Origin of the sequence: Serratia sp. CY33525, from assembly GCF_052169115.1 — a bacterium.
Taxonomy (GTDB): Bacteria; Pseudomonadota; Gammaproteobacteria; order Enterobacterales; family Enterobacteriaceae; genus Serratia; species Serratia sarumanii.
Genome location: NZ_JBJNLK010000002.1, coordinates 284,240 through 310,787, shown reverse-complemented (window position 1 = coordinate 310,787; position 26,548 = coordinate 284,240). Strand labels below are relative to the sequence as shown.

The window sequence follows — 26,548 nt, the reverse complement described above, 5'->3', positions numbered from 1 at the left end:
GCGCCCCGCTCCGCCTTCGTTTAGCGCGGCTCCCGCTGCAGCATCAGGAACAGCAAGGCAAACGCATTGGGCGCCAGGTAGATCAGTGCCCCCAGCTGCACCGCCAGCGGATCCTGCTTGGCCTGCCAGGCCATAAACCAGTCGCCGGCGACCACCATAAAGCCGACGCCCCACACCGCAATTGCGCAAATCGCCCCCAGCATCGCCCAGATTTTGCCCTTGGCGAAGGCGGCGTAAGGGCCTTTAAATCGCCCGATCATCAGCACCACGCCTGCGGCCGCGAATAGGCCGGCCAGCGTTTCCAGCGTGGTGATGACAGCCAACCCCAACATACAGGCCCAGTCGGCGCCGATCGCGCGCCACATCAACCCCGGTGTCTGATAGGTATCCTGCATGGCGAGCAGCGGGCCCACCGCATTGCGCGCGGTGCCGGCGAAATCCGCCGTATTGTTCAACAGGCTGAACAGCCCCCACAGGGCCGGAAACAGGGACAGGACGATGCAGCCGAGGCGTGACACAGTGATTTCGTTCATGGTTATCCTTAATGAGTAAACGCGTGGCTTCCGCCCTCATGGCGGTGCCGCAGTCGAGATCCTGAGAGTTTGACGTGCACGATGTAAGAACTAATCTTACAATGACGCAGCATAGCCGAAAGTGAGGGGGAACAATGGGCAGAACATTAACGGTAGATCTGGGTGACGAACTGCGTAGCTTCGTCGAAGACCTGGTGGCCAGCGGCGATTACCGCACGCCCAGCGAAGTCATCCGCGAATCCGTGCGCACTTTGCGCGAACGTACCGCCGCCTCAAAACTGGAAGAGCTTAGGCGCCTGATTGCCGAAGGAGAGCACAGCGGCGAAGCCGTCGAATGGGATCGTGATGTGTTCATGGAAAGAATACGGAGCAAAGCAAAAGGATGCGCAGGAAAGTAACCGTCCGCCCAAAAGCCTTGGACGATATGGAAGAGATCTATTTTTACGGATTGGCGCACTTTGGCTTACAGGTGGCCGAAGATTATCTGCGCCACCTGCACAGGCTTTCGATAACCTTAGCCACCACCAACTCGGCAGAAACATCGATGCAATCGGCCCCGGCCTATGGGTATTGCCCGTCGCCAACCACCTGATTTATTTTCGTCAGCACAGGCGGGAGGTGAATATCATCAGAGTGCTGCATCATTCCCGCGATCCGCTCAGCCGATCCTTTTTCAGCTGATCCAACGTCAAATCGCCACCAGCCCGCGTACACCGTCCTGTTCCATATTGCTGCCGGCTCCGCGCTGCACGATGCTGCCGCGCGACATCACCAGATAGCTGTCCGCCAGGTCGGCGGCAAAGTCATAGAACTGCTCCACCAGCAGGATCGCCATATCGCCCTTCGCCGCCAGCTGTTTGATCACCGCGCCGATCTCCTTGATCACCGAAGGCTGGATCCCTTCCGTCGGCTCGTCGAGGATCAGTAGCTGCGGCCGGCAGGCCAGCGCCCGGCCGATCGCCAACTGCTGCTGCTGCCCGCCGGAGAGATCGCCGCCGCGCCGATCCTTCATTTGCCGCAGCACCGGAAACAGTTCATAGATCGGATCCGGCACCGTGCGTGCAGCGGCGCCGGAAAAGCGCGCCAGCCCCATCAGCAGATTTTCCTCCACCGTCAGGCGCGGGAAAATCTCCCGCCCCTGCGGCACATAGGCGATGCCCGCCCGCACCCGCTGATGCGGCTTTTTACCGGTGATGGTTTCGCCCTGCCAACGCACGCTGCCGCTGCGCGCCGGGACCAATCCCATCAGGCATTTCAGCAGCGTGGTCTTGCCCACGCCGTTGCGCCCCAGCAGGCAGGTCACCTCGCCAATGCGCGCCTCGAACGACAGGCCGCGCAGAATGTGGCTGCCGCCGTAATATTGATTCAATTCCTCTACCTGCAGCATGATTACGCCTCCTCAGCGCCCCAGATATACCTCAATCACCCGTTCATCGGCCTGCACCTGCGCCAGCGATCCTTCCGCCAGCACCTGCCCCTGGTGCAGCACCGTCACGCGATCGGCGATGGTTTCCACAAACCCCATATCGTGCTCCACCACCATCAGCGAATGCTTGCCCGCCAGCTCGCGGAACAGTTCGGCGGTGTAGTCGGTTTCGGCGTCGGTCATGCCGGCCGCCGGCTCGTCGAGCAGCAGCAGGTGCGGCTCCTGCACCAGCAGCATGCCGATCTCGAGAAACTGTTTCTGCCCGTGTGACAGCAGCCCGGCGGGCCGGTGGCGTTCATGCCCCAGCCGCAGGGTCTTCAGCATCTCGTCGATGCGGTCGCGCTGTTCGCTGCTCAGGCGGGCGCGCAGGCAGGCCCACACCGACTTGCGGGTTTTCTGCGCGATCTCCAGATTTTCGAACACCGTCAGCGCCTCGAACACCGTCGGTTTTTGAAACTTGCGGCCGATGCCGGCGTGGGCGATCTGCATCGGCGCCAGCCGGGTCAGATCGACGGTCTGATCGTAAAACACCCTGCCGCTGTCCGGCCGGGTCTTGCCGGTGATCACATCCATCAGCGTGGTCTTGCCGGCGCCGTTGGGGCCGATCACGCAGCGCAGTTCGCCGACGCCAATGCGCAGCGACAGATCGGTCAGCGCGCGAAAACCGTCGAAGCTGACGTTGACGTTGTCGAGCTGCAGCACCGGATCGGTTTGCTGCCGGTATTTATCCGCCGGCAGCGGATGGGTAAACAGTTCGTCGGTCACTTGCATCGCCTTCATGAGGTTTTCCTCCGACGCAGCAGGCCAATCACGCCTTTCGGGAGAAATAGTGTGACGACGATAAACATCAGGCCGAGGAAAAACTGCCAGTATTCGGGAATGGCCATGGTGAACCAGCTCTTGGCGCCGTTGACGATGCCGGCGCCGAGCAGCGGCCCCACCAGCGTGCCGCGCCCGCCGAGCGCCACCCAGATGGCGGCCTCGATCGAGTTGGTCGGCGACATTTCGCCGGGGTTGATGATGCCGACCTGCGGCACATAGAGCGCGCCAGCCAGCCCGCACAGCACCGCCGACAGCGTCCAGACGAACAGCTTGAAGCCCTTCGGATCGTAGCCGCAGAAGGTCAGCCGGTTTTCCGCATCGCGCACCGCGGTCAGCACCCGGCCGAACTTGCTCCGCGCCAGCGCAAAACCGATGGCCAGGCTGGCGGCCAGCAGCAGCACCGTCGCCAGGAACAGCGCCACCCGCGTGCCGGCGGCGGTGATGGGAAAGCCGAGCAGCGTGGTGAAACCGGTAAAGCCGTTATTGCCGCCGAAGCCGGTTTCGTTGCGAAAGAACAGCAGCATGCCGGCATAGGTCAGCGCCTGGGTCATGATCGAGAAATACACCCCTTTGATTTTCGAGCGGAAGGCGAAGTAGCCGAACAGGAAAGCCAGCAGGCCCGGCACCAGCACGATCAGGCACAGCGCCCAGGCGAAATGCTGGGTGCCGCTCCAGAACCACGGCAGCTCATTCCAGGAGAGGAACGCCATAAACGCCGGCAGCCCGTCGCCCGCCGCCTGCCGCATCAGGTACATGCCCATGGCGTAGCCGCCGAGCGCGAAGAACAGCCCGTGGCCGAGCGACAGCAGCCCGGCATAGCCCCACACCAGATCGAGCGCCACCGCCACCACCGCGTAGCACAGGATCTTGCCCGCCAGCGTCAGGGTATAGGTGGACACCGCCAGCGGATGATCCGCCGGCAACAGCGTCAAGAACGGCATCACCAGCAACACCAGCAACGCCAGCGCGCCGATGCTCAACGCCAGCCGAGGCGCTTTCTGTACGCCGGTTACGGTCAATGGTTGGCTCATCAGTCAATCACCCTGCCCTTGAGGGCGAACAGCCCCTGCGGGCGCTTTTGAATAAACAGAACGATCAGCACCAGGATCAGGATCTTGCCCAGCACGGCGCCGATCTGCGGTTCGAGGATCTTATTGACGATGCCGAGGCCAAAGGCCGCCGCCACCGTCCCCGCCAGCTGGCCGACGCCACCGAGCACCACCACCAGGAACGAATCGATGATGTAACCTTGCCCCAGCTCCGGCCCGACGTTGCCCAACTGCGACAGCGCCACCCCGCCGAGCCCGGCGATGCCGGATCCCAACCCGAAGGCCAGCATGTCCACCCGCCCGGTGGGCACGCCGCAGCAGGCCGCCATCGCGCGGTTTTGCGTCACCGCGCGCACGTTCATGCCGAGCCGGGTCTTGTTCAGCAGCAGCCAGGTCAGCGCCAGCACCAACAGCACGAACGCGATCACCGCGATGCGGTTCCACGGCAGCACCAGGTTCGGCAGCAGCTGCACGCCGCCCGACAGCCACGCCGGGTTGGCGACCTCGACGTTCTGCGCCCCGAACAGCACCCGCACCAGCTGGATCAGCACCAGGCTGATGCCCCAGGTGGCCAGCAGGGTTTCCAGCGGCCGGCCGTACAGGTGGCGGATCACCGTGCGCTCCAGCAGCATGCCGATCCCGGCGGTGATGGCGAACGCCACCGGCAGCGCCGCCAGCGGGTAGAGCGCCAGCCACTGCGGCGCAAACTGCTGAAACAGCCCCTGCACCAGGTAAGCGGAATAGGCGCCGAGCATCAGCATTTCGCCGTGCGCCATATTGATGACGCCGAGCAGGCCGTAGGTGATCGCCAGCCCGAGCGCCGCCAGCAGCAGGATCGAGCCGAGCGACAGGCCGCTGAACGCCTGGCCGAGCAGATCGCCGATCATCAGGCGATGCTGCACCCGCTGCAGGCTGCGTTGCGCCTCGGCGCGCACCGCGGCGTCCGGCTCGTGAGCGGCGTCGGTCAACGCCTGCAGCCGCGCGCGGGTTTCCGGCTCGCCCGATTCCCCCAGCAGCCGCACCGCATTGAAGCGCACCTGCGGGCTGGCGTCGGTCAATTGCAGGTTCGCCAGCGCAATGCTCAGCGCGTCGCGTACCTGCGGGTCTTTCTCCTGCGCCAGCCGCCGGGTCAACAGCGGCAACTGCTCGCCCTGCGCTTCGCGCTGCAGCGCGGTCGCCGCCTGCAGCCGCACCGCCGCGTCCGCGCTGACCAACCGCTGCGCCGACAGCGCATTGGCGATCAGAATGCGCAGCCGGTTGTTCAGCCACACCTTCTTCGGTTCGCCAACCGGGGCCGCCTCACCTTCAAGCGGCAGATAGCGATCGCCCTGGCGGATAAAGGCGCGCTTCGCCCCGTCGATCGCCACGGTTTCCTGCTGCAGCCCCTGCAGCAGCGGCAGGCGCGCGGCGTCCGGCTCGGCCGCCCAGGCTTGCAACAACTTGGCCTGCTGCGCACGGTTGGCCGCCGCAAACTCATCGGCCGGCCCGGCCTGCGCCAGCAGGGGCCAGGCACACAGCAGCCACAGCCCGACGTGCAGAGAGGATAAAAACGGAGATTGCATCAGCTGCCTCTTCTGTTGGGCCGGCGGGCGCTGGGCCGCGCCGGCGCTGAGTGACGTTACTTGCCGCCTTTCACCGGGTAATCCGGTTTTTTGTCGTTGCCGGCGATATACGGGCTCCACGGCTGCGCGCGCACCGGTGCCTCGGTCTGCCACACCACGTTGAACTGGCCGTTGCCCTCGATCTCGCCGATCATCACCGGCTTGTGCAGGTGGTGATTGGTCTTGTCCATGGTCAGCGTGAAGCCCGACGGCGCGGCGAAGGTTTGCCCGGCCATCGCCGCGCGCACCTTATCGACGTCGGTGGTGCCGGCCTTTTCCACCGCCTGCGCCCACATGTGGAGGCCGACGTAGGTGGCCTCCATCGGATCGTTGGTCACCGCAGTGGCGTAATTCGGCAGGTTGTGCGCCTTGGCGTAGGCTTTCCACTGGCTGACAAACTGTTTGTTGGTCGGGTTATCCAGCGATTCGAAGTAGTTCCAGGCCGCCAGGTTGCCCACTAGCGGCTTGGTGTCGATGCCGCGCAGCTCTTCCTCGCCGACCGAGAAGGCGATCACCGGCACGTCGGTGGCCTTGACGCCCTGGTTGGCCAGTTCTTTGTAGAACGGCACGTTGGAGTCGCCGTTGATGGTGGAGATCACCGCGGTGTTGCCGCCGGCGGCGAATTTTTTGATGTTGGCGACGATGGTCTGGTAATCGCTGTAGCCGAACGGCGTGTAGACCTCTTCGATATCCTTGTCCTGCACGCCTTTGCTGTGCAGGAAGGCGCGCAGGATCTTGTTGGTGGTGCGCGGATAGACGTAATCGGTGCCCAGCAGGAAGAAGCGCTTGGCGCCGCCGCCGTCCTCGCTCAGCAGGTATTCCACCGCCGGGATCGCCTGCTGGTTCGGCGCCGCGCCGGTATAGAACACGTTCGGCGACATCTCTTCGCCCTCGTATTGCACCGGGTAGAACAGCAGCCCGTTCAGTTCCTCAAACACCGGCAGCACCGACTTGCGCGACACCGAAGTCCAGCAGCCGAACACCGCCGCCACCTTGTCCTGGCTCAGCAGCTGGCGCGCCTTCTCGGCGAACAGCGGCCAGTTGGAGGCCGGATCCACCACCACCGGCTCCAGCTTTTTGCCGAGCACCCCGCCTTTGGCGTTGATCTCGTCGATGGTCATCAGCGCCACATCCTTCAGCGGCGTCTCGGAAATCGCCATGGTGCCGGAAAGCGAACTCAGAATGCCGACCTTGATGGTGTCGGCGGCCTGCGCGCTCCAGGCCAGGCCCAGGCCGAGCGCGGCGGCGGACAGCGCAAAAGCTTTGATAAAACGACGACGTTGCATAGTTCAAACTCCTGATGTGTGTGAAATCAAAATCGTTACGCCGAGCGCGCCGGCTGCTGGGCCCGCGCCTGGTGCAACATGTGCAGCGTTATTTTTCGTACCTCTGCCTTGCTGACGGCGATATGCTCGCCGAGCAGCGCTTGCGCCACCCCGCTTTGCCGCTGCAGGATCGCCTGCAAAATGGCGGCGTGTTCGCGGTAGGTGGCGTCCACCCGCGCCTGCTGGGTGAAATCCAATCGGCGAATGATGCGGATCTTTTCGGTCAGCTCGCGGTGGATGCGCGCCATTTCGCCGTTGCCCGCCGCGGCCACCAACGCCTGATGAAACTGCTCGTCGTGCTGCGACACCGCCTGGCCGTCCGCCAGACGCGGCGCTTCGGTCCAAAAACGGTTCAGCGCCGCCAGCGCGGCCGGCGTTTCCCCGGCCGGCCATTCGCACAGCCGTTTCACCGCCTCTTGTTCCAGCACGATGCGCAGGTCGTACAGCTCTTCGAAGTAGGCGAAATCGAACGGCCGCACCTGCCAGCCGCTGCGAAACAGCACCTCGACATAGCCTTCGCGCTCGAGTCGAAACAGCGCCTGACGCACCGGCGTGCGGCTGGCCGCCATGCGCTGCGCCACGTCGCTTTCGCTGAAGCGATCGCCCGGCAGCAGGCGAAACTCGAAGATGTCGGCCTTGAGCTGCAGATAAATGCGCTCCGCCAGCCCCTCCGGCCGCGCCTTGTGCTCTCCGTTGGTGATTTGCATCCTCGCCCCTCCGTTCAGATCGCTTTTTCCAGCCACAGCAGGGCGTCGCCCGGCCCGACCGGCCGCCCCTGCCGGCAGCTGATGCGTTTGACGATCCCGGCGCGCGGCGCGGTGACCGCCAATTCCATCTTCATCGCCTCGACCACGATCAGCGGCTGCCCGGCCGCCACCGCCTGCCCCGGTTCCACCAGGATCTTCCACACGCTGCCGTTCAGATCGGCGCTGACCAGATCGCCATCGATCGCGTCTTCTTCAACCGGCGGCAACAGCTGCGCCTCGGCCTCGTCGTCATCGCTGCGCCAGCGCGCCACTTCGGCGATGAACGCCTGCTGCTGGCGATGCTGGAAGTCGGCGATCGCCCCGGCGTTGTCGGCCAGGAAATCGGTGTAGGCGGCGAAGTCGAATTCGCTCTCTTCGATGCGCACCTGCATGCGCCCTTCGCGGAACGCTTCGCGCTGCTCGTCCAGTTCTTGCTCGCTGACCGGGTAGAAGCGCACCTGATCGAAGAAGCGCAGCAGCCAGGGTTCACCGGCGGTGAACTGCGGGTTTTTGAGGAATTTGTTCCAGATCGGCAGCGTGCGCCCCACCAGCTGGTAACCGCCCGGCGAATCCATGCCGTAGATGCACATGTACATGCCGCCGATGCCGACCGTCCCTTCGGCGGTGTGGGTGCGCGCCGGGTTGTATTTGGAGCTCAGCAGGCGATGGCGCGGATCGAGCGGCACCGCGCAGGGCGCGCCGAGGTAGACGTCTCCCAATCCGAGGATCAGGTAGCTGGCGTCGAACAGGATGTCGCGCACCTGCTCGCGTCGGCTCAGGCCGTTGATACGCTGAATGAAATCGACGTTGTTCGGCAGCCAGGGCGCCGAAGCGCGCACCGTCTGCTGATAGCGATCGACCGCCCCCAGCGTGGCCGAATCCTCGAACGCCATCGGCAGCCAGACGGTGCGCGTCGGCACCTTCAGACGGCTGACGTCCCCCAGCGCCCGTTCGCGCGCCAGCAGGCGCTGCAGCAGATCGGCCTGGCTTATCAGCCGGCTGTCGTAGCGGATCTGCAGCGAACGCACGCCCGGCGCCAGCTCCGCCACGCCCGGTATCGCCTCCTGCCGCAGCGACTGCATCAGCAGATGAATGCGCAGCCGCAGCGCCAGATCGAGCACATTGTCGCCGTACTCCATCAGGATGTAGCCGTCTCCCGCCTGGCGATACGCCACCGCCGGGCGCCCTTCCGCCGCCGGCAGCGCCGCCAGCACCGCGGCGGAAACGGTCTCCGCCGGGGCCAGATCCGGCGGCGGCAGGGTGATGGCCTTCACCGCCGCCAGCGCTTCGATGCTACCGAGCTGCGCCTGTTCCAGCGACTGCGCCTGGCGAAAACCGATCGGATGGAACCGGATGCGGTCGCCCGGCTTCACCTGCCCCACTTTCCACAGCTCGGCCTTGGCGATGGTCACCGGGCAGACGAAGCCGCCGAGGCTAGGCCCGTCGCGGGTCAGGATCACCGGGAAGTCGCCGGTGAAATTGATCGCGCCGATGGCGTACTCGCAGTCGTGCACATTGGAAGGATGCAAACCGGCTTCGCCGCCGTCCTCTCTCGCCCACTCGGGCTTCGGCCCCGACAGGCGCACGCCGAGGCGATTGGAGTTGTAATGCACCTGCCAGTCGGTGGCGAAGAAGGCGTCTATCGATTCGGCGGTGAAAAAGTCCGGCGCGCCGTGCGGCCCGTACAGCACACCGATGTGCCACTGGTCGCCGTAATGTGGGATCAGACTGTCGTCCATCGCCTGCGGCGCGGCGATCGGCGCCGGCGTGGTGCTGGCGGCCAATTCCGGTTGAGCGATCGCCAGCATGTCCGCCACGCGCAAGGTGCGCCCGGCGTGGCCGCCGAACTGGCCGAGCGCGAAGGTGGAGCGGCTGCCGAGATACACCGGCACGTCGAAGCCGTTGCGTACCGCCAGATAGGTGCGGCAGCCGTGCGTGGCACGCCCCAGCGTCAGCACCTGCCCGGCCCGCACCGCGATCGGCCGCCAGTAGGTGACCGCTTCACCGTCCAGATCGGCCGGGCAGCTGGCACCCGTCAGCGCGATGGTGGCGTCGCAGTGAAAGCGCAGCGTCGGCCCCTGCAGGGTGAACTCCAGCCCGGCGGCCGCCGGGTGGTTGCCGACGATGCGGTTGGCCAGCCGGAACGCGAAGTCGTCCATCGGGCCGGACGGCGGCACGCCGATGTCCCAATAGCCGAGGCGGCCGGGATAGTCCTGCACGCTGCTGTAGGTGCCAGGTTGCAGCACTTCGAGGCAGTGCGGCTGGTAATGCAAATCGTCCAGCAGGCGCGTCCAAACGTCGCCGCGCTGAAATTGCGGCGTGGCGATCACCTGCCGCAAATAATCGAGGTTGGTGGCGATGCCGTGCAAACGGGTCGCCGCCAGCGCCACGCGCAGTTTTTCCAGCGCCTGCGCGCGGTCAGCGCCGTGTACGATCAGCTTGGCGATCATCGGGTCGTAAAACGCCGAGACTTCGCTGCCGGTCGCCACCCAACCGTCGAGGCGCACGTCGGCGGGGAAGTGCACCTCGGTCAGCACGCCGGGGCTGGGCTGGAAGTTCTTCAGCGGATCTTCGGCATAGAGGCGCACTTCGATCGCCGCGCCCTGCGGCGCGCGTTGCAACGCCGCCCAATCCAGCGCATCGCCCGCCGCCACCTGCAGCATGCATGCGATCAGATCCAGGCCGGTGACCATCTCGGTGACCGGGTGCTCGACCTGTAAGCGGGTGTTCACTTCGAGGAAGTAAAACTCGTCGCGCGCGGCGTCGTAAATAAATTCCACGGTGCCGGCGCTGCGATAGTTCACCGACTCGCCCAGCGCCACCGCTGCCCGATGCAGCGCCTGGCGGGTCGCCGCCGGCAGGTGTGGCGCCGGGGTTTCCTCCACCACTTTTTGGTTGCGGCGCTGCAGCGAGCAGTCGCGCTCGCCGAGCGCCGCCACCCGCCCCTGGCCGTCGCCGAAAATCTGCACCTCGACGTGGCGCGCCCGATCGACGAAGCGTTCGATAAAGGCGCCGGCGTCGCGGAAGAACTGCTCTCCCAGCCGTTTGACGCTGTCGTACGCCTCGCGCAGCGCCGCCTCGTCGTCACAGCGCGTCAGGCCGATGCCGCCGCCGCCGGCGGTGCTTTTCAGCATCACCGGGTAGCCGATGCGCGCGGCGGCGGCAACCGCCTGCTCCACGCTCTCCAGCAAGCCGGTGCCCGGCGTCATCGGCACCCCGGCCAACGCCGCCAGCTCGCGCGCCCGGTGCTTGAGACCGAACTCGCGCATCTGCGCCGCCGTCGGGCCGATAAAGGCGATGCCCGCCGCCTCGCAGGCGTCGGCAAACTCGGCGCTCTCGGACAAAAAGCCGTAGCCGGGGTAGATCGCCTGCGCGCCGGTGGCTGCCGCCGCCGCAAGGATCTTGTCGATGCTCAGGTAGCTGTCGGCGGCCTTGTCGCCGCCGAGCGCCACCGCCCTGTCGGCTTCGGTGACGTGCGGCGCATTGCGGTCGGCGTCGGAATAAACCGCCACGCTGGTGACGCCCAGGCGTTTCAGGGTGCGAATGGCGCGGCAGGCGATTTCGCCGCGGTTAGCGATCAGTACGGTAGTAAACATGTTCATGCCCCCTTAACGCCGGCGAGATAGTCGCGCCAGCCGCCAAACTCGGTAATATCCGTGGCGCCTTCCAGCGCCCAGGCTTCGCAGATAAACCCCTTCACCCGCCGGCCGTCCGCCAGCAGCAGCGTGCCGATACCCAAGGGCGCCGGAATTTCCGCCACAAACTCGCCGAAACGGGCCAGCGGGATGTCCCACAGCTCAAGACGGATCGCCGCTCCCTGCGCCGCGCGCGCCAGCCCCGGCTTCGGCGGCTCGGTATCGGCCAGCGCGTACAGGCGGTAACAGGGGGCGGTGACGGTTTGCTCCACCCGCACCGCGTCGCGCTGCGTCAGCTGGACGTTGAGCGGCATACCGCTGAGGTGAGCGCCCACTACCGCCAGACGCACGTGTCCCGAAGACGGCGCCGGCGCGGGCTGCGGCGGCAATGCCCGGCCGGTTGCGCCGAGCGGCAAGGCGCTTTGCCGTTGCCAGCGCAGGCCAAACGCCGCCAGCGCCCGGTCATGCCAGGCGGGCGCAATCAGGGTGATGCCCGCCGGCAGCCCGTCTTCGCGCAGCGGCCCCGGCAGCGCCAGCGCGCTCAGATCGGCCAGGTTGGTGAAATTGGTGTAAGTGCCGAACTGCGAATTGAACAGCACCGGCTCCTGCGCCATCTCCGCCAGGGTGCGAATAGTGGGCGCGGTCGGCACCACCAGCGCGTCGAACGGCGCCAGCCGCTGAGCGATCTGCCGCGCCAATTCGGCACGCAGGTATTCCGCCTTGTAGGCGTCGCAGGCGCTGTAGCCCAGGCCGTTGCCGACGATGCCGCGCACCACCGGGTCGATAGCCTGCGGGTTCGCTTCCAGCACCTGCTCAATCGCCACGGTGCGCTCCGCCACCCAGGGGCCGTAATACAGCTGCTCCGCCAGGGTGCGAAACGGCGCGAAATCGAGGGGCTCCAGCGTGGCTCCGCCCGCCTGCAGCTGCGCCAATGCGCGGTGAAACGCCCGCTCGGCCTGCACGTCACCGAAAAACTCCAGCTGGGCGGGAACGGCAAAACGCGGCGCGGCGGGGATATCCGCCGGCGCGGTATGCGGATCTGGGCGGGAATACGGGTCTGCCGGGTCAAAGCCGCTCGCCAGTTCCGCCACCTGCGCGGCATCGGCCACCGTCAGCGCGAAGACCGACACCGTATCGTTCAACCGGCAGGCCGGCACCACGCCGCGGTTGGACAACCGCCCTTTGGTCGGCTTCAGCCCGACGATGTTGTTGAACCCGGCGGGCACGCGCCCCGAACCGGCGGTGTCGGTGCCCAGCGCGAACGGCACCAGGCCGCGCGCCACCACCGAAGCGGAGCCGGAGCTGGAGCCGCCGCTGACGTAGCGGCTGTCGAAGCTGTTGACCACTGCGCCATAGGGTGAGCGGGTGCCCACCAACCCGGTAGCGAACTGGTCGAGGTTGGTTTTACCGAGGGCGATCGCCCCGGCGGCGCGCAGGTTGGCGACCACGGTGGCGTCCGCCGCGGCCTGATAGGTGAACGCCGGGCAGGCGGCGCTGGTCGGCCAGCCGCCGACGTCGATATTGTCTTTGATGGCGAAGGGCACGCCGAACAGCGGCAGGCGGCTGAGATCGCCGGCGACTGCTTCGAGCCTCTGTGCCAGTTGCCGATACTGCCGCTCGCGCTGCGCCGGGGTGGCGAGATACAGCCAGGCGTTGTCGTCTGAATCCAAATCGGCGACCAGCGCTTCAATCGTGGCGCTGACGCAGGCGAGGCGCTCGCCCGCCGGACGGGTTTGATAATGGTGCTGCCATTCACTGAGGGTAAAACCGCACGTTTCAACAGGGTCGCTCATCGGCTGAATTCCATCTGGTACACAAGATGGGATTCAACAGAGCAACCGGCGTGCCAATTTTTAATCTCATGATTTCAATAAATTATAATTAAAACTTATGACGACGACGGCGAACGACCTGCACCAGCGGCGCGCAGCGGGAGAACAAAAAGAGTGCAATAAGGGGATGATGCAGAGGAAAACCGGGGCGACGACGCTCGCCGCCCCGGGAGGGGGATGTGGATCAATACGCAATATGTTGCAGGCCAGGTTGCTACCAATTTTCTAACGCGATCCTTCTCCAGGTATTGGCCGCCGTGCAAACATAAAAGAATGCGGAATCTGCCGACCATTGACCGACTTTACCGGGGGCGGCGGCCGAAGCGGGGACGGCGACTCTGACACCTATGGGATCTCCGTTCACGTTCGCTGAATCATAAATATTCAACACTTTTATGTGGCCAGTGGAGAATTGGTTATTCGGCCCGCCAATAGGATAAGCACCGTTGCCGGCCGGGTAAATGCCATTATCCGCAACCGTTAACTGCTTAGTGTACAACCCGCTCCATTTGAATGAAGGTTGTCCTAAGGCGGTCGCGATATCCTTCTGCGGCGAAAAATCCGCAGGGGAGATGGATACGCCACTGCTGGTCGTATTGTTATTAGCGCCGAGCGTAAATTTAGGTGCAAAACTAATGAAAGAAGTCCCGTCCTGAGCCAACCTGACGCCTGGTTCAAATCCCTGAAGGTTTTTGCCTGGAGAAATGCCGCCAAAGTAATGGTAGTTGGTATTCCCTCCTCTGGCGGCATAGAACAGGTTATCGGATTCACCCTTGATGCCATGAAAAATGACTGGATAAGCGCCAGTGCTGGCTCTGTCCGCCAAGGACCACGGAAGCTGCCTCGGAGCCATATCGGCGATTGCCGCGTTGGCGAATCTTGTCGTATTGCTCATCATGTTATCAAATACAAATGCCGCCGCGATGCCGTTTACCGGCTCTGCCGCCACATTGTAAGTGGTATTACTCACATTATAGAAACCGCCTCGGCATTCAAAAGTGCTTCCATCACTCTGAAGAATGGTTTCACCTTCGCAAGTAAACTGCCCCAAGATGTTATCGGTGTCAGTTCGGGTGAGTTTAATAGCCGTAGCGCCGACGCCGCCGAACAGGTGGATATAGCAGAAACCGTTGTACCACCGCACCCTGTTGGCGTTTCCTCTCAGCTCCAGCCCTACGCCGGCATCCGTATTTGTGCCACCATCGCCCGGATTGCCGGAAACTTTTATCTGACATTGAATTTCGTGGAACCCCACGCCGTGGAAGGAGCTATCCCCGCCATTGCTCTCCATCAATATGTTGGACAGGCCGCGGTGGAACCGGCAAGAGTGAAAATTTACGAACTCGGTAAACGCACCGGCATAGCCGTTTAACAGATGTAGATTCACAAAAAACTTCATAATCAGCAGTCTTTCATGCCGCATGAAGCAGGAACCATTGATCCGATAGCCGGTGCCCGTATATAACGCGCCCTTGGCCGGCGTAATCGTCACGTCGCTGATATATCTGTTGGTATGGATCCCGGAACCGCCTTTCGACTCAAAACACGCATGATCATTAGACGTCGGCTTAAAGAAGAATTTCGTACTAATCCAATTTTCCCCCTCTATCGCAATGCCTTTATCTCCGATGTAGTTTTCTCCCCCTAAATTTAACGTATCCGTAATGTAATAGTTGCCAGCGGGAACATAGAGTTTCTTGTAGCCTTGATTAATCGCATAAGCGATAGCCTGTTTAAACGCCTGCGTATCATCTGTACCAACACCAGCTGTATCATTCCAATCGCCCTTCGCGCCGAACATCTGCGGGGTAATGTGTGCCACGCCTTCATTCGGGAAGGAATACTGAATGAGTCGATTGCCCGTCACCCCAGCAATCGTAGAGAGAATCGATTTAAAAGCGCAATCCCAGACGTTCTTGCCAATGAGGGTCGTTTCGTCAAATGCCCCGCCTAACTCCAGTGCACGAGCAGGCGAGGCAAGCTTAATCACATTCCCTTCAATAATGGCGTTTTTCCCATTCAAAAAGCGGATATAACCAAAACCAGAGTCCGTTACCCTATTGCCGGAAAACACCGTGCGGTCGCCATAGAGCTTGATCCATACCTGGCTGCTGGTCCATCCGGAGTCGGTTATCTTGTTGCCGGTCATCACGCAGCTATTGGCGAACAGGGCGACCTTACAGTTATTGATAATATTACCTGAAAGGGTCGCCTCCGTTGCGGCAATGCCATTGAAGGCCGACGCCGTGGAGGTACCACAGAAATTTAAAAAGTTATCTGCGATAACAGACTCCGCGACAGAAATATCGTTATTGCCGTGATAGTCGATGCCATTCTCAACGGTATCTTCCACGTGATTCCCAATGATTCGGGAATTATTCGTAGGGATTTTGCTGGGGTTATTTACTAAGGAATAGTCTATCTGAATGCCGAACCTTTCGATCGTTTTGATGTAGTTATTAGAGATATTAATGTCACTGATTCCACCCAGCGCGATGCCATAGCTGGTATTAACAATATGGTTATTGGCAACGGTCAGGTTAGTGAATGAATGAGGCGTGCCGGTCACCTCGTTATTCAGCGTCACCCCGCCCCCTCTTTGCGTGTGCCCTGCCCCTGCCGGTTTCGCAGGCTTGTGCCCGTCGTGAATATGATTGTTCACGATTAATATGTCATAAGCCTCTCTGTTCACGCCCGTTTTCAGCAGGATCCCATCACCCTGGTGATTCGTCAGCTCGTTATTCTGGATCGTGATATGGCGACCTCCACGAACCGCGATAGGTTCCTCTCCCAGATCTTTAAGTAAATTGTTCTCAAGGGTAACGGACGTACAGTCAGAAAGGCCCAAAGCATCAGTATGCATACTGATGACGCAATTTCTCACGGTGAAGTTTTCACAACGGGTGAAAGCCATGCCGGTACACGCGCGAGTGGCGTACCACCAAATAGGATCTGCATCTTTCTGAGTCACCTTTCTCGTGATCCTCAGATCTTCTACGATAAAATTCGACTGCTCAACGGTATTAAAAATGTTGATTTGAGGCGTATCGTCATCCAGGTGAATTTCACCACCGCCATAAACATGGCAGTTGCTGGGGATCTGCAAAGGCTGCCAAGCCGTACCCAGCGTCAATCTATAAACATTCGCCATTCTGACCTGCCGTTTTTTTATCGATTTAGCGGCGTCAATAGCCACTTTAGCGAACATGGCGCTGACAGCCTCTCGATCATCGGCCAGACCATCTCCTACGGCACCGAACTGTTCAGGGGTATATTCAGCGAATTCGCCGCCGTCATTGACCTGAACGGCGGTATTTCCTGCGTTGAACTGCTGATCTTCTTTTGACATTTGAGCCATTGAATTACTCCTCTGGATTTGACGTTTCAATCGACATTGAACGAACCCTAAAAAAGTAACCGGAGGGGCGGCCCGCCCTCCATCGATGGCGGATGGCTGAGAGCCAGTACAACAACGGCGGGCGGGAGAGCGGCAAAAAAAAAGCGCAACCTTGCGATTGCGCCCGATGTTCGGTGAACGCTGCGCGTTACTCGCCGCGAACGCGCTGCGCCAGCCCTTTGAGGAAGTAGCGCAGCATCTGATCGCCGCACGGGCGGTAGTTCTTGGTGCCTTCTTTGCGGAACAGCGCGCTCAGCTCCGGCTTGGAGATACGGAAGTCCACCGCGGTGAAGATCTGGTGCATATCGGTGTCTTTCAGCTCAAACGCCACGCGCAGCTTTTTCAGCACCAGGTTATTGGTGATCGGCAGCTCAACCGCCGGCGCCGGGAACTTGTCGTCCTTGCCGCGCTTGAAGAACACCAGGCCGTTGAGGAAGTGCGCCATCACTTCGTCCGGGCACTTCTCGTAGCCCGGCTCGCCTTCTTTGATCACGTAAGCGTCCATCGCCGACACCGCCACCTCGAAATCGTCCAGTTTGATAATCTCGACCATTTTGGCGTTGTTAATGCTCAGCATATAGCGCACGCTGCGCAGCACGTCGTTGTTCATCATGGGATTGCATTGCCTTATTTGTCTAACGGGGACGTGCGCACATTGCGAAACGAAATGACTGCCACACACCTTGAATGTGCGGCAGTATAGGGATCGGCAAGGGGTTTCTCAATCGATTTGGCTTTTTTGCTGATACAGCGGGATGTCTTCGCCGATGATGTACTTGTTGCGCAGCATCGACGAGACCTTGTCCATGATCATCACCACCACCACCAGGATCAGGGTGATGAACATCACCACGTCCCAGTTCCACAGCCGCATGTTCTCCGCGTATACCAGGCCGATGCCGCCGGCGCCGACGAAGCCCAGCACCGCCGCAGAGCGGGTGTTGGACTCGATCTGGTACAGGCTGAGCGCCAGGAAGGTGGGGAACGATTGGGTGAAGATGCCGTAGCGGTGCTTCTGCAACCCGTTGGCGCCTACCGCCGTCAGGCCACGGCTGGGGGACTTGTCCACCGCCTCGTGCCCTTCGGCGTACAGTTTGCCCAGCAGCCCGACGTCCTGCATCACGATCGCCAACACCCCGGCCAGCGGCCCCATGCCGACGGCGCGCACGAAGATAAGCCCCCAGATCGCCATGTCGATACCGCGCAGCACGTCCAGCAAGCGGCGCACCAGCACGGAGATCGGCCGCAGCAGCGGCGTCGACATCACGTTGCGCGCGGCGAAGAACGACAGCGGCAGCGCGATCAGCGACGCGGTAATGGTGCCGGCGAACACGATGGCGATGGTGATGCCGATCTGCTGGAAGTAGTACATGAACGGCCAGTTGACGAAGTCGTGCCAGACGAACATGCGCAGGAAATAGCGCCCCAGCTGCTGGCAGCCGTTGATAAACTGCGGCCAGGTAATGCCGAACACCAGGAAGAAGAACACGTAATACAGCACGATCGCCAATGCTATCAGGCCGACGGTGCGCAGGTAGCGCCCCTGCTGCGCGAAGATCGCCGGATGCTGCTGTTTCAACTGGCGCAGCGTTTCCGCCGACGCCGGAGTGCCCGCTATCATTTTGCCCCCTCCACCACGCGCTTGCGCAGCTCGCCCGACACGTAGTCGAGCACGGAAACCACCACGATAATCAACAGCAGCGTCATGCTGACCTGATCGTAGCGGTCGAGTTTAATGTTGGTCATCAGCTCCTGGCCGATGCCGCCCGCCCCCACCAGCCCCAAAATGGTCGACTGGCGGAAGTTGATCTCCAGCCGCATGAAGCTGTAGGAAAGAAACACCGGCTTCACCTGCGGCCACAGGCCGAAGCGCATGCGCTGCAGCGGCGTGGCGCCGCAGGCCGCCAGCCCGCGCACCGGTTTGTTGGAGGCGGTTTCGATCGATTCGTAGAACAGCTTGGTCAGGCTGCCGATGGTGTGCAGCGCCAGCGCCAGGAAGCCGGGAATGGCGCCGATGCCGAACGCCATCACGAACATCACCGCCCACGCCAGCTCCGGCATGGTGCGCAAAAACGCCACCAGCGTGCGGATCGCCAACCGCACCGAGGCCGGGGTATAGGTGTTACCGGCCGCCAGGAACGCCAGCACGGTCGCCACCAGCACCGAGAAAATGGTCGCCGCCAGCGCCAGCTGCAGGGTCTCCCAGATCAGCGGCAGCTGGATATTCAGGCGGTAACCCCAGTAGGCCAGCGAGCCCTCGGTGCGCCCGTCGGCGAACAGCAGAGGCCAGTGCAGCGTCGGAATGGTTTCGGCCAGGTAGTCGAAGAAGTGCGGAATAGACACCCAGACGGTGTGCAGGTTGAACTCGGCGAGGTTGCCGGCGCCCAGGTACAGCGCCACCAGCCCGAGCGACCACAGCAGCGCTTCGCGCTTTTGCTTGCTGCGGATCCGTTGGTAATAGTGTGCGAAATCGGTATTCAAAAGAGGTCTTCCATCTTTATGGAACAAGGGGCTCAGCACGCTGAACCCCTTCATTCGAACGGCCAGGGCAGCCGGGAATTAACGGTCGCCTTTGGTCAGCTCGCGCTTCATATCGATGATGGTCTGGTATTCCGCCAGGGTGGTGTCGCCGATGTGCTGCTTGCCGCCCATCGCCTTGATAAAGCACTGGTGATCGTCTTTATCCAGCTTCTTGATGGCGGTGACCACTTTGGCCTTGAAGTCGGCCGGCAGCGAGTTGCTCACCAGGATCGGGCCGTTCGGGATCAGCGGCGACTGCCAGATGATGCGGATCTGCTTCATCAGGTCTGGATGATCCATGCGGATCATGCGGGTGAACGCGCCGCTGGTGTAGCCGGTGTTGTAGTCGCCGATCATCGACGCCCAGGTCACCGCACCTTCGAACTGGCCGTTCAGCACGCCGAGGATGTCCTGCTCGTGGCCGCCGGAGAAGGTGACGCTGGAGAAGGTGTTGTTGTATTTGTTGTCGACCGTGCCGCCGAACAGCTTTTTAAACGCCTGGTTCGGGATCAGGAAGCCGGAGGTGGAATCCGGATCGGCGAAGCCGATGGCCTTGCCCTTCAGATCTTCCAGTTTCTGGTACGGGCTGCCGGCCTTCACCACCACCACCGAGTGGTAGCCGCGCGACTGGTCGACGTCGTCGACCGCGATGCCGACGATGTCCACCGCTTTCGGATCCTTGATGTAGACCGAGGCGAACGACGACGGCGACATGCTCAGCACCAGGTCAATCTTGCCGCCCAGCAGGCCCTGGATCACGCCGGAATAGTCGGACGAGTTGCGCAGCTTGGTATCGACGTTCAGCTCTTTGTCCAGAAACTGCTTCACGCACTGGTTATCGCCGATCTGCTGGGTGGCGTTCTGGCCGCCGAGAATGCCCAGGTTCAGCTCTTTCGGCGCATCCGCTGCGGCAGCATTAAATACCATCATCGCGCCGGCCATCAGGGTGGTCAGACTCAATACTTTTTTCATCAGGTGTGCCTTGTGTGTAAAGGGTAAAGGTCAAAAGTGCTTCAATGGATCTGATTGGCTTCTTCGCCATACAGCTGGTGCAGGATCCGTTCGTTCAGTTGCGAAGGATGCCCGTCAAACACGATCTTCCCGTGGGCGATGCCGATCACCCGCGAGCAATACTCTTTCACCAGTTCGACCGAGTGCAGGTTCACCATCACCGCGATGCCGTCTTCGCTGATTTTCTGCAGCGCGTCCATGATGCGGCGGGTGTTTTTCGGATCGAGCGACGCGACCGGCTCATCGGCCAGCAGGATTTGCGGGTTTTGCATCAGCGCGCGGCAGATGGCGACGCGCTGCATCTGGCCGCCGGAGAGGTGCTCGGCGCGCTGCAGCGCGTGCGGCAGCATGTTCAGCCACTGCAACAGCTCGATGGCGCGAGCGCGGTCGGCGTCATCGAACAGTTTGAAGAAGGATTTCAGAGTGGAAGTGTGGCTCAGGCGGCCCAGCAGCACGTTGGTCATCACGTCCAGCCGCGGCACCAGGCAGAAGTCCTGGAAGATCATGCCGCAGCGCGCGCGCCACTGGCGCATCTGGCGGCCGGCCAGCTGGGCGATATCCTGCGCTGCGCCATCGTCCTCGAAGTGCAGCATCTCGCCGCAGCTGGAAGGAATGGTGCCGTTCAGGGTGTGCAGCAGCGTGGACTTGCCCGCGCCGGAGCGGCCGATCACCGCCACGAATTCGCCGGCGTGCAGATCGAAATTGATGTCATCCAGCACGCGCTGCTGCGCTTTGTAGGCCTTGCCGAGTCCCTTTACCGACAATACTTTGCGGGATGCGGCGGCGTGCTGCCCTGGAAAGTCGTGCTGTGCCAATTTTAACAGTGCCTGAGCCATATGATTTCTCTGGTTTCAGTGGCTAATCATTATGGGCACCTATTAACGGATAAGTTTATGACAGTGGGATGATGGTTTTATGGCCGGGGCGTGACGCGTGCCGCCCCGGCGTTCGCCTCACGCCAGGGTGAAGAAGTCCAGCCCCAGCGCCGTCTTGACCTGCCGCAGCGTCTGCTGGCTGACCTGATGCGCGCGGCGGGTGCCGTGCTGCAGGATGCGCGTCAGCTCGCCTTTATCGGCGATGAATTCGGCGCGGCGGGTGCGGATCGGCTCAAGCAGGCTCTGCAGGCAATCCTCCAGCAGCCGTTTGATTTTCACGTCCCCCAACCCGCCGCGCCGATAGTGCGCCTTCAGATCCGCCACCAGCGCGGCGTCTTCGCAGAAGGCGTCCAGGTAGGTGAACACCATGTTGCCTTCCACCCGGCCGGGATCGCTGACGTTGAGATGGCCGGGGTCGGTGAACATGCTCATCACCGCCTTGTGCACCTCGTCGGCGCCGGCGCCTAGCTGAATGGCGTTGCCGCGCGATTTCGACATCTTGCCCTGCCCGTCCAGCCCCGGCAGACGCCCGACGTTGCTCAACAGTGGCCGGCACTCCGTTAATATCGCTTGGCCGACGATGTGGTTGAAACGCCGCACGATCTCATTGGTTTGCTCCAGCATCGGCAGCTGATCCTCGCCGACCGGCACGTGGGTGGCGCCAAAGGCGGTGATGTCCGCCGCCTGGCTGACCGGATAAATCAAAAAACCGGCCGGCAGGCTGCGGGCGAAATCCTTCTCGGCGATTTCGTTTTTCACCGTCGGGTTGCGTTCCAGCCGCGCCACACTGACCAAATTGAGGTAGTACATCGTCAGCTCGGCCAATGCCGGCAGCGCCGACTGCAGGCAGATCGTGGTCTTGTGCGGATCGATGCCCACCGCCAGATAGTCGGCCACCACGTTGAGCACGTTGGCGCTGATTTTTTGCGGGTTGTTGCCGTTGTCGGTCAGACCTTGCAGATCCGCCACCATCACCGTTTGGTTATGCTGGTGCTGCAGTTCCACGCGCTGGCGCAGCGAGCCGACGAAGTGGCCTAAATGCAGTGGGCCGGTGGCGCGATCGCCGGTAAGAATGGTGTAGCTCATGACAGTGCTCCTGAAGTCCTTGGACCGCCGGATCAACGCCACAAAAAATAATGCCGCCAAACCGGCGGCATTAATAAGAGATGTGAATACTCGTGCCGCCTCAGAAGAGGCGCCACCATGACTGATTGTGGGTGGAGTGCATCGATATATTCATGGCATCAAGGTATACCCGCAGCGGCAACGCGTCAATAGCGCGTAAGACGGCGTTACACTCCGGCATTTGCGTTCCTGCCCTGGCGCGCTAGGGTAAAACCTTCAACCTGAAAAAGGAGCGCATGATGAAGATCGGATTTGCCGGACTGGGTGGGATGGGCAGCGCCATGGCGGCCAACCTGTTGCAGGCGGGCTTCACCTTAACGGTATGGAACCGCTCGCCGCAGGCGGCGCAGCCGCTGGTGAGCGCCGGCGCGCAGCAGGCAGAACGGCCGGAACAGCTGGCCGATGCCGACGTGCTGATCACCATGCTGGCAGACGATGCCGCCACGCAACAGGTGGTGGTCGACAGCGGGTTGCTGCAACGGATGAAACCGGGCGCGCTGCATATCAATATGGCGACCATCTCGGTCGAACTCGCCAAGCGTTTGACGGCGCTGCATGCGGAACACGGCATCGGCTATCTCGCCGCGCCGGTGCTGGGGCGGGTCGACGTGGCCGCCGCCGGCAAGCTGAATATTCTGGCGGCCGGCGATAGCGAGCGGCTGAAGCAAGCGCAGCCGCTGTTCGATGCCCTCGGCCAGAAAACCTGGCACTTCGGCGCCGATCCGGCGCAGGCCAACGTGGTCAAAATCGCCACCAACTTTACGCTGGCCAGCGCCATTGAAGCGATGGCGGAAGGCAGCGCGCTGGTGCGCAACTACGGCGTGTCCGGCGCCGACTACCTGCAGATGCTGGGCGGCACCGTCTTCGCCGCCCCGGCCTATCAGGGCTATGGCGCGCTGATCGCCGCCGAGAAGTATTCCCCCGCCGGGTTCCGGCTGGCGCTGGGGCTGAAGGACGTCGGGCTGGCGCTGGCCGCCGGCGCCGACAGCCATACGCCGATGCCGTTCGCCGGGGTGCTGAAAGACAACTTCCTCGACGCGATGGCGCAGGGGGATGCGGATCTGGACTGGGCGGCGCTGGCCAAGGTGGCGGCGCGGCGGGCGGGCCTGAAATAACGAACGGGGGCTGAGGCCCCCGTTTTTCTGTTCTCAGAACACGATGTCCGCCGCGGGCACGGCGCGGATCGGCACGCCGAAGCTTTCGATATTCGACAGCGTCTCGTTATGGTGGGTGCGGATCAGCAGACCGTCGGCATAGGGTTTGTCGTGGCAGGTATGCGCATCCGCCGCCAGCGTCACCGGATAGCCGTGCGCCGCCGCGCTGCGCACCGTGGTGTCGATGCAAAACGGCGTGGAGTAGCCGCAAACCACCAGCTGCGATACGCCGTTAGCGATCAGCAACGCACCCAGTGAGGTGCGCAGGAACGAGTCCGGCGTGGTTTTATCCACCCGATGATCGCCCGGCGCCACCTTCAGCGCCGCGAGCACTTGCCAGGCGGCGCTGCCGTGCGGCAGCTCGTCGTCCGGCGTATGATGCTGAATCACGACAACCGGCACGCCCGCCCGGCGGGCGCGCTCGCTCAGCTGATTGATGCGCGCAACGGTGCCCGCGGCATCCGCCGGCGGCGGCGTAAACAATCCTTCCTGCACATCGATAATCAACAGCGCGCTGGTCATGGCGGCTCCCGAAGAGAAGATAAGTGGTGTCAGCACACCGGCTGGCGCGGGCGGAAAATATGGTCGACGCCCTGCTCGCGCAGCCGGTTAACCAGATCGTGCCCGCCGTTCGGCGTGGCGTGCGCCAGCTGCCGCTCGGCGGTAAACACCGGGCTGGCCCAGAACAGGTTCACCGGATCGCCGTACTGCTGCGGCAGAGTCAGGTGCGCATTATGCGGGTAGAAGGACGACGATAAAATATAGCCCTCGTAGCCCAGCGGCGCCACGTCCGACTCCAGCGTATGCCCTTCGCCGATCCAGGTCAGCCGCGCCCACGGCGCATGCGCGAAACCGGCCAGCGCGCTGGCCATCTGCACCGCGTTGTCTTCGGTCATGTATTGGCTGTCGATGGCGATCGCCATCTCCATACGGCGATAGCGCGAAGCCTCGTCGTTGAACAGGATCTCCACCCACGGCATCGGCCGGATGCTGACCCCCATGGTGAGGAAGTAATAGATGCCGTCGCGCTCATGCTGGGTGATGGCCATCGGCGGCCACTTGCCCTGATCGATGGCGTAGTACTTCACCGAAGGGCCGAAATGCGGCTCATAGCGCGCCTGAAAATCGCGCTGCATCTTCGGCCACGGGTTGCCCTCTTCACGCTGCCAGCTGCGCCAGAACTGGCGGGTGCTCTCCGCCTGCGCATACTGGGTGTTGGTCGAGGCCGAGCCGAGCGGATAGGCCAGCGGGCTCTCCTTGATGCAGCTGGCGGAATAGCACACCGAATGGTCGATATACAGGCTCCAGCCGGGGATCACCGCCAGCAGTTGGCCGTAATACCACAGGGCCGCGCCGTCGTCGCTTTCGCTCCACACCACCATCAGCCCTTCCGGGTTCAGCGGCGCTTCGCCTTCCAGGTTGCGGCAATACTCCGCCGCCAGCATCGGCGGCTGCCCTTGTTCCAGCGCGGCGCGATCTTCCTGCAGCGGCGCGGCGGCCAGGTTGCGCAGCCAGCAGGCGCGCACCTGATAGCGATCGCTGTAGGCTTCGGCGGGATAGATATAAAAATAGGCTGCCCTGCTCCCTTGCTGAACCACCGCAACCAGCGTCTGGTTCTCATTGCTGACTTCAGCAAGTACGTATGACTCGTTCATATCACCTCAATAGGGTCAGGGCGCGGCAGAATCGGCTGCGCGCTAAAAATGGAATGTGGTTTTGCCCCCAAGTGTAAAACGCATTACTGGCCGGATCACCCGTAAAAGTCTCAAAAGCGGCCGTAAACGAAGATAAACAAAGACTAATTATAGCGGCTGTGGCTCATGACGGCTGAGTGATGCGCCGCACCGCGCGCTGATAGGAGCCGTTGCGCATCGACGCGCCCAGCACCTTGCCGAGGCCTGCGGCGCCCGTTCGCACCAGCCGCCGCCGCAGCGCGCCCGGATGAAAACCGAACTGCCGCTGCGCCCAATCGGGCAACAGATCGATGCCCGCCTGCATCACCACCCCGCCGAGCGGGCGCGCCAATGCGCTCGGCGCCGGCGCCTTCAGCAGAATGCGCGCCACCTCTTGCGTGCGTTCATCGCAGACCAGCTGCGGCCGCATCGCCTGCAGGTACTCTTCGACCTCCGCGCAGGACTGAGGGATGGCGGTCGCCCCCAGCGCGGCGGCCACGCGCGCCGCTTCGCGGTAGTATTGATCCTGCAAATCGCGGGAAAGATGGGGGTTGCGGTAGCGCAGGTGGCTGGCCAGAAAACGGCTGCTCTCCGCGACGTGTACCCAGGTCAGCAGCGCCGGATCGCTGGCGGCATAAGGCGTGCCGTCGCTGCCGACGCCGGTCACCCGCAGATGGATGGCTTTGACTTTGGCAATCAGCCGCTGCGCCTCGGCGGTCGGGCCGAAGGTGGTGACCGACACGAACTGGCTGGTGCGGCGCAGGCGGCCAATCATATCTTCACGGAAGTTGGAGTGATCCCACACCCCGGCCAGCGCCAGCGGGTGCAGCATCTGCAGCAGCAAGGCGCTGACGCCGCCGCACAGCATCGGGGTGAAATCGCGGTGAACCTGCCAGATGACCGACTGCGGGCCGAACAAGCCCGGATCGCCGGGCGGGTTCTCAAAATCGACGCCGCCGAGCGCCAGCCCGGTCAGGCTGAGCACCTGTTTTTCTATCGCTGCGCGTACCGCTTCCATCCTGCTGCCCTCTCGCTCATTCAGCGGCCAGTGTATCACGCGGCGAACGCCCCATTGCGCCCTGCGGCGGTTGAAAGCATTAACTTACTGAATTACATTTATTATACCGCTGGCAGAAAGGCGGGCCTATTCGATCCACTGCAGAGGCGCTTTGCAGGGCGTTAACCCACGTTAATTCGGCACTAACCCCACAAAACCTCTATCTAGTTTTTTTCCTCCAACTTAGATAGCAGAGAGTTCGATGATTACCATCAGAGCACGCGCGGCGGAAGACAACGCGCAATTGGCAGATATCTGGCTGCGTTCGGTGCGCGCCACTCACCATTTTTTAACCGAAGACAACATCGCGCAGCTGTTCCCGCTGGTGCTGAACGACTACCTGCCGGCGGTTAACGTCTGGGTGGCCGAAGAGCGGCCGGGGCACCCCTGCGGCTTTATCGGCCTGAACGGCAACAAGGTGGAGATGCTGTTTATCGACGCCGATCAGCGCGGCAAAGGGGTGGGCAAAGCGCTGCTCACCCACGCGGAAACGCTGCACGATGAGCTGCAGTTGGACGTGAACGAGCAAAATCCGCAGGCCAGCGGCTTCTACCGCCACTACGGGTTTGTCATCACCGGCCGCTCGCCGCTCGACGGCCAGGGCAACCCGTTCCCGCTGCTGCACATGAAGCTGGACAAACGCTAGCCCTCCCGCCGGCCGCCCTGCGGCCGGTTTTCTCCCCCCTGTTTCACCCGCCGTTTTATATATCAAATCAGAATAAGTAATAGAATTTACATTCTTCCTGTCACTATAAACCCTCGGTAGG

The 26,548-nt window shown here is 62.3% G+C and carries 24 protein-coding genes; 5 read left to right on the top strand and 19 right to left on the bottom strand.

Annotation, left to right across the window (positions count from 1 at the left end; genetic code table 11):
• Positions 1 to 20: 20 nt before the first annotated feature.
• Entirely contained in the window at positions 21 to 533 is a 513-nt protein-coding gene (locus ACJ8IM_RS06470) for a DUF2165 family protein (RefSeq protein ID WP_033653439.1), read from the bottom strand.
• A 134-nt stretch (positions 534 to 667) separates the two neighbouring features.
• Between ACJ8IM_RS06470 and ACJ8IM_RS06465 the strand changes: the two genes are divergently transcribed.
• Genes ACJ8IM_RS06465 through ACJ8IM_RS06455 form a run of 3 tightly spaced genes read left to right on the top strand, consistent with a single transcriptional unit; the run spans position 668 to position 1,214 of the window.
• The gene (locus ACJ8IM_RS06465; RefSeq protein ID WP_033646967.1) at positions 668 to 931 is read left to right on the top strand and encodes a type II toxin-antitoxin system ParD family antitoxin; all 264 of its coding nucleotides are present in this window, start codon (positions 668 to 670) and stop codon (positions 929 to 931) included.
• Entirely contained in the window at positions 916 to 1,125 is a 210-nt protein-coding gene (locus ACJ8IM_RS06460) for a hypothetical protein (protein WP_229601695.1), read from the top strand. Before ACJ8IM_RS06465 ends, ACJ8IM_RS06460 begins: the two co-directional genes overlap by 16 nt.
• The gene (locus tag ACJ8IM_RS06455; RefSeq protein ID WP_230116467.1) at positions 1,074 to 1,214 is read left to right on the top strand and encodes a type II toxin-antitoxin system RelE/ParE family toxin; all 141 of its coding nucleotides are present in this window, start codon (positions 1,074 to 1,076) and stop codon (positions 1,212 to 1,214) included. The genes ACJ8IM_RS06460 and ACJ8IM_RS06455 overlap by 52 nt, the downstream gene beginning before the upstream one ends.
• 7 nt (positions 1,215 to 1,221) lie before the next feature.
• On the opposite strand, the gene urtE is transcribed toward ACJ8IM_RS06455, so the two are convergent.
• From urtE to trpS, 15 genes are all read right to left on the bottom strand, one after another.
• A complete protein-coding gene (gene urtE, locus ACJ8IM_RS06450) occupies positions 1,222 to 1,920 on the bottom strand; it encodes an urea ABC transporter ATP-binding subunit UrtE (protein WP_033653440.1) in 699 nt (232 codons plus the stop codon).
• A 12-nt stretch (positions 1,921 to 1,932) separates the two neighbouring features.
• Complete coding sequence (urtD, locus tag ACJ8IM_RS06445) at positions 1,933 to 2,739, bottom strand: urea ABC transporter ATP-binding protein UrtD (RefSeq protein ID WP_015377102.1); 807 nt, start codon at positions 2,737 to 2,739, stop codon at positions 1,933 to 1,935.
• Positions 2,736 to 3,812 (bottom strand): urea ABC transporter permease subunit UrtC, encoded by a 1,077-nt coding sequence (gene urtC, locus ACJ8IM_RS06440; protein WP_033637598.1) that lies wholly within the window; start codon positions 3,810 to 3,812, stop codon positions 2,736 to 2,738. Before urtC ends, urtD begins: the two co-directional genes overlap by 4 nt.
• The gene (gene urtB, locus ACJ8IM_RS06435) at positions 3,812 to 5,392 is read right to left on the bottom strand and encodes an urea ABC transporter permease subunit UrtB (protein ID WP_033653441.1); all 1,581 of its coding nucleotides are present in this window, start codon (positions 5,390 to 5,392) and stop codon (positions 3,812 to 3,814) included. The genes urtC and urtB overlap by 1 nt, the downstream gene beginning before the upstream one ends.
• A 56-nt stretch (positions 5,393 to 5,448) precedes the next feature.
• The gene (urtA, locus tag ACJ8IM_RS06430) at positions 5,449 to 6,717 is read right to left on the bottom strand and encodes an urea ABC transporter substrate-binding protein (RefSeq protein ID WP_033653442.1); all 1,269 of its coding nucleotides are present in this window, start codon (positions 6,715 to 6,717) and stop codon (positions 5,449 to 5,451) included.
• Positions 6,718 to 6,752: 35 nt separating this feature from the next.
• Positions 6,753 to 7,463 (bottom strand): GntR family transcriptional regulator, encoded by a 711-nt coding sequence (locus tag ACJ8IM_RS06425; RefSeq protein WP_033653443.1) that lies wholly within the window; start codon positions 7,461 to 7,463, stop codon positions 6,753 to 6,755.
• Between the two features lie 14 nt (positions 7,464 to 7,477).
• Positions 7,478 to 11,098, bottom strand: a complete 3,621-nt coding sequence (uca, locus tag ACJ8IM_RS06420; RefSeq protein ID WP_033653541.1) for an urea carboxylase — start codon at positions 11,096 to 11,098, stop codon at positions 7,478 to 7,480.
• Between the two features lie 2 nt (positions 11,099 to 11,100).
• Positions 11,101 to 12,930: an allophanate hydrolase gene (gene atzF, locus ACJ8IM_RS06415; RefSeq protein ID WP_033653444.1), complete on the bottom strand. Its 1,830-nt coding sequence runs from the start codon at positions 12,928 to 12,930 to the stop codon at positions 11,101 to 11,103.
• A gap of 253 nt (positions 12,931 to 13,183) precedes the next feature.
• Positions 13,184 to 16,327 carry a right-handed parallel beta-helix repeat-containing protein gene (locus tag ACJ8IM_RS06410; RefSeq protein WP_033653445.1) on the bottom strand — a complete coding sequence of 1,048 codons (3,144 nt, stop codon included), beginning with the start codon at positions 16,325 to 16,327 and terminating at the stop codon, positions 13,184 to 13,186.
• Between the two features lie 187 nt (positions 16,328 to 16,514).
• On the bottom strand, positions 16,515 to 16,979 hold the full coding sequence (locus ACJ8IM_RS06405; RefSeq protein WP_004939471.1) for a DUF1456 family protein: 465 nt from the start codon (positions 16,977 to 16,979) through the stop codon (positions 16,515 to 16,517).
• A gap of 108 nt (positions 16,980 to 17,087) precedes the next feature.
• Positions 17,088 to 17,987 carry a phosphonate ABC transporter, permease protein PhnE gene (gene phnE / locus ACJ8IM_RS06400; protein WP_033637591.1) on the bottom strand — a complete coding sequence of 300 codons (900 nt, stop codon included), beginning with the start codon at positions 17,985 to 17,987 and terminating at the stop codon, positions 17,088 to 17,090.
• Complete coding sequence (gene phnE / locus ACJ8IM_RS06395; RefSeq protein WP_033637590.1) at positions 17,984 to 18,847, bottom strand: phosphonate ABC transporter, permease protein PhnE; 864 nt, start codon at positions 18,845 to 18,847, stop codon at positions 17,984 to 17,986. The genes phnE (ACJ8IM_RS06400) and phnE (ACJ8IM_RS06395) overlap by 4 nt, the downstream gene beginning before the upstream one ends.
• 78 nt (positions 18,848 to 18,925) lie before the next feature.
• On the bottom strand, positions 18,926 to 19,858 hold the full coding sequence (gene phnD / locus ACJ8IM_RS06390; protein ID WP_025302014.1) for a phosphonate ABC transporter substrate-binding protein: 933 nt from the start codon (positions 19,856 to 19,858) through the stop codon (positions 18,926 to 18,928).
• Between the two features lie 41 nt (positions 19,859 to 19,899).
• A complete protein-coding gene (phnC, locus tag ACJ8IM_RS06385; protein WP_033642325.1) occupies positions 19,900 to 20,733 on the bottom strand; it encodes a phosphonate ABC transporter ATP-binding protein in 834 nt (277 codons plus the stop codon).
• Positions 20,734 to 20,850: 117 nt separating this feature from the next.
• Entirely contained in the window at positions 20,851 to 21,858 is a 1,008-nt protein-coding gene (trpS, locus tag ACJ8IM_RS06380) for a tryptophan--tRNA ligase (RefSeq protein ID WP_033653446.1), read from the bottom strand.
• A 278-nt stretch (positions 21,859 to 22,136) separates the two neighbouring features.
• Here trpS and ACJ8IM_RS06375 point away from each other — a divergent pair, with 278 nt between their 5' ends.
• Complete coding sequence (locus ACJ8IM_RS06375) at positions 22,137 to 23,012, top strand: NAD(P)-dependent oxidoreductase (protein ID WP_033653447.1); 876 nt, start codon at positions 22,137 to 22,139, stop codon at positions 23,010 to 23,012.
• Between the two features lie 33 nt (positions 23,013 to 23,045).
• On the opposite strand, the gene ACJ8IM_RS06370 is transcribed toward ACJ8IM_RS06375, so the two are convergent.
• The 3 genes from ACJ8IM_RS06370 to ACJ8IM_RS06360 form a co-directional block, all read right to left on the bottom strand.
• Positions 23,046 to 23,573, bottom strand: coding sequence for a cysteine hydrolase family protein (locus ACJ8IM_RS06370; protein ID WP_033653449.1), 528 nt, complete (start codon positions 23,571 to 23,573; stop codon positions 23,046 to 23,048).
• 29 nt (positions 23,574 to 23,602) lie between these two features.
• Positions 23,603 to 24,706: a suppressor of fused domain protein gene (locus ACJ8IM_RS06365; RefSeq protein WP_033653450.1), complete on the bottom strand. Its 1,104-nt coding sequence runs from the start codon at positions 24,704 to 24,706 to the stop codon at positions 23,603 to 23,605.
• 163 nt (positions 24,707 to 24,869) lie between these two features.
• Positions 24,870 to 25,742 carry an oxygenase MpaB family protein gene (locus ACJ8IM_RS06360; protein ID WP_004939498.1) on the bottom strand — a complete coding sequence of 291 codons (873 nt, stop codon included), beginning with the start codon at positions 25,740 to 25,742 and terminating at the stop codon, positions 24,870 to 24,872.
• A gap of 241 nt (positions 25,743 to 25,983) precedes the next feature.
• Between ACJ8IM_RS06360 and ACJ8IM_RS06355 the strand changes: the two genes are divergently transcribed.
• Entirely contained in the window at positions 25,984 to 26,427 is a 444-nt protein-coding gene (locus ACJ8IM_RS06355) for an acetyltransferase (protein ID WP_015377088.1), read from the top strand.
• The last annotated feature ends 121 nt before the right edge of the window (positions 26,428 to 26,548 follow it).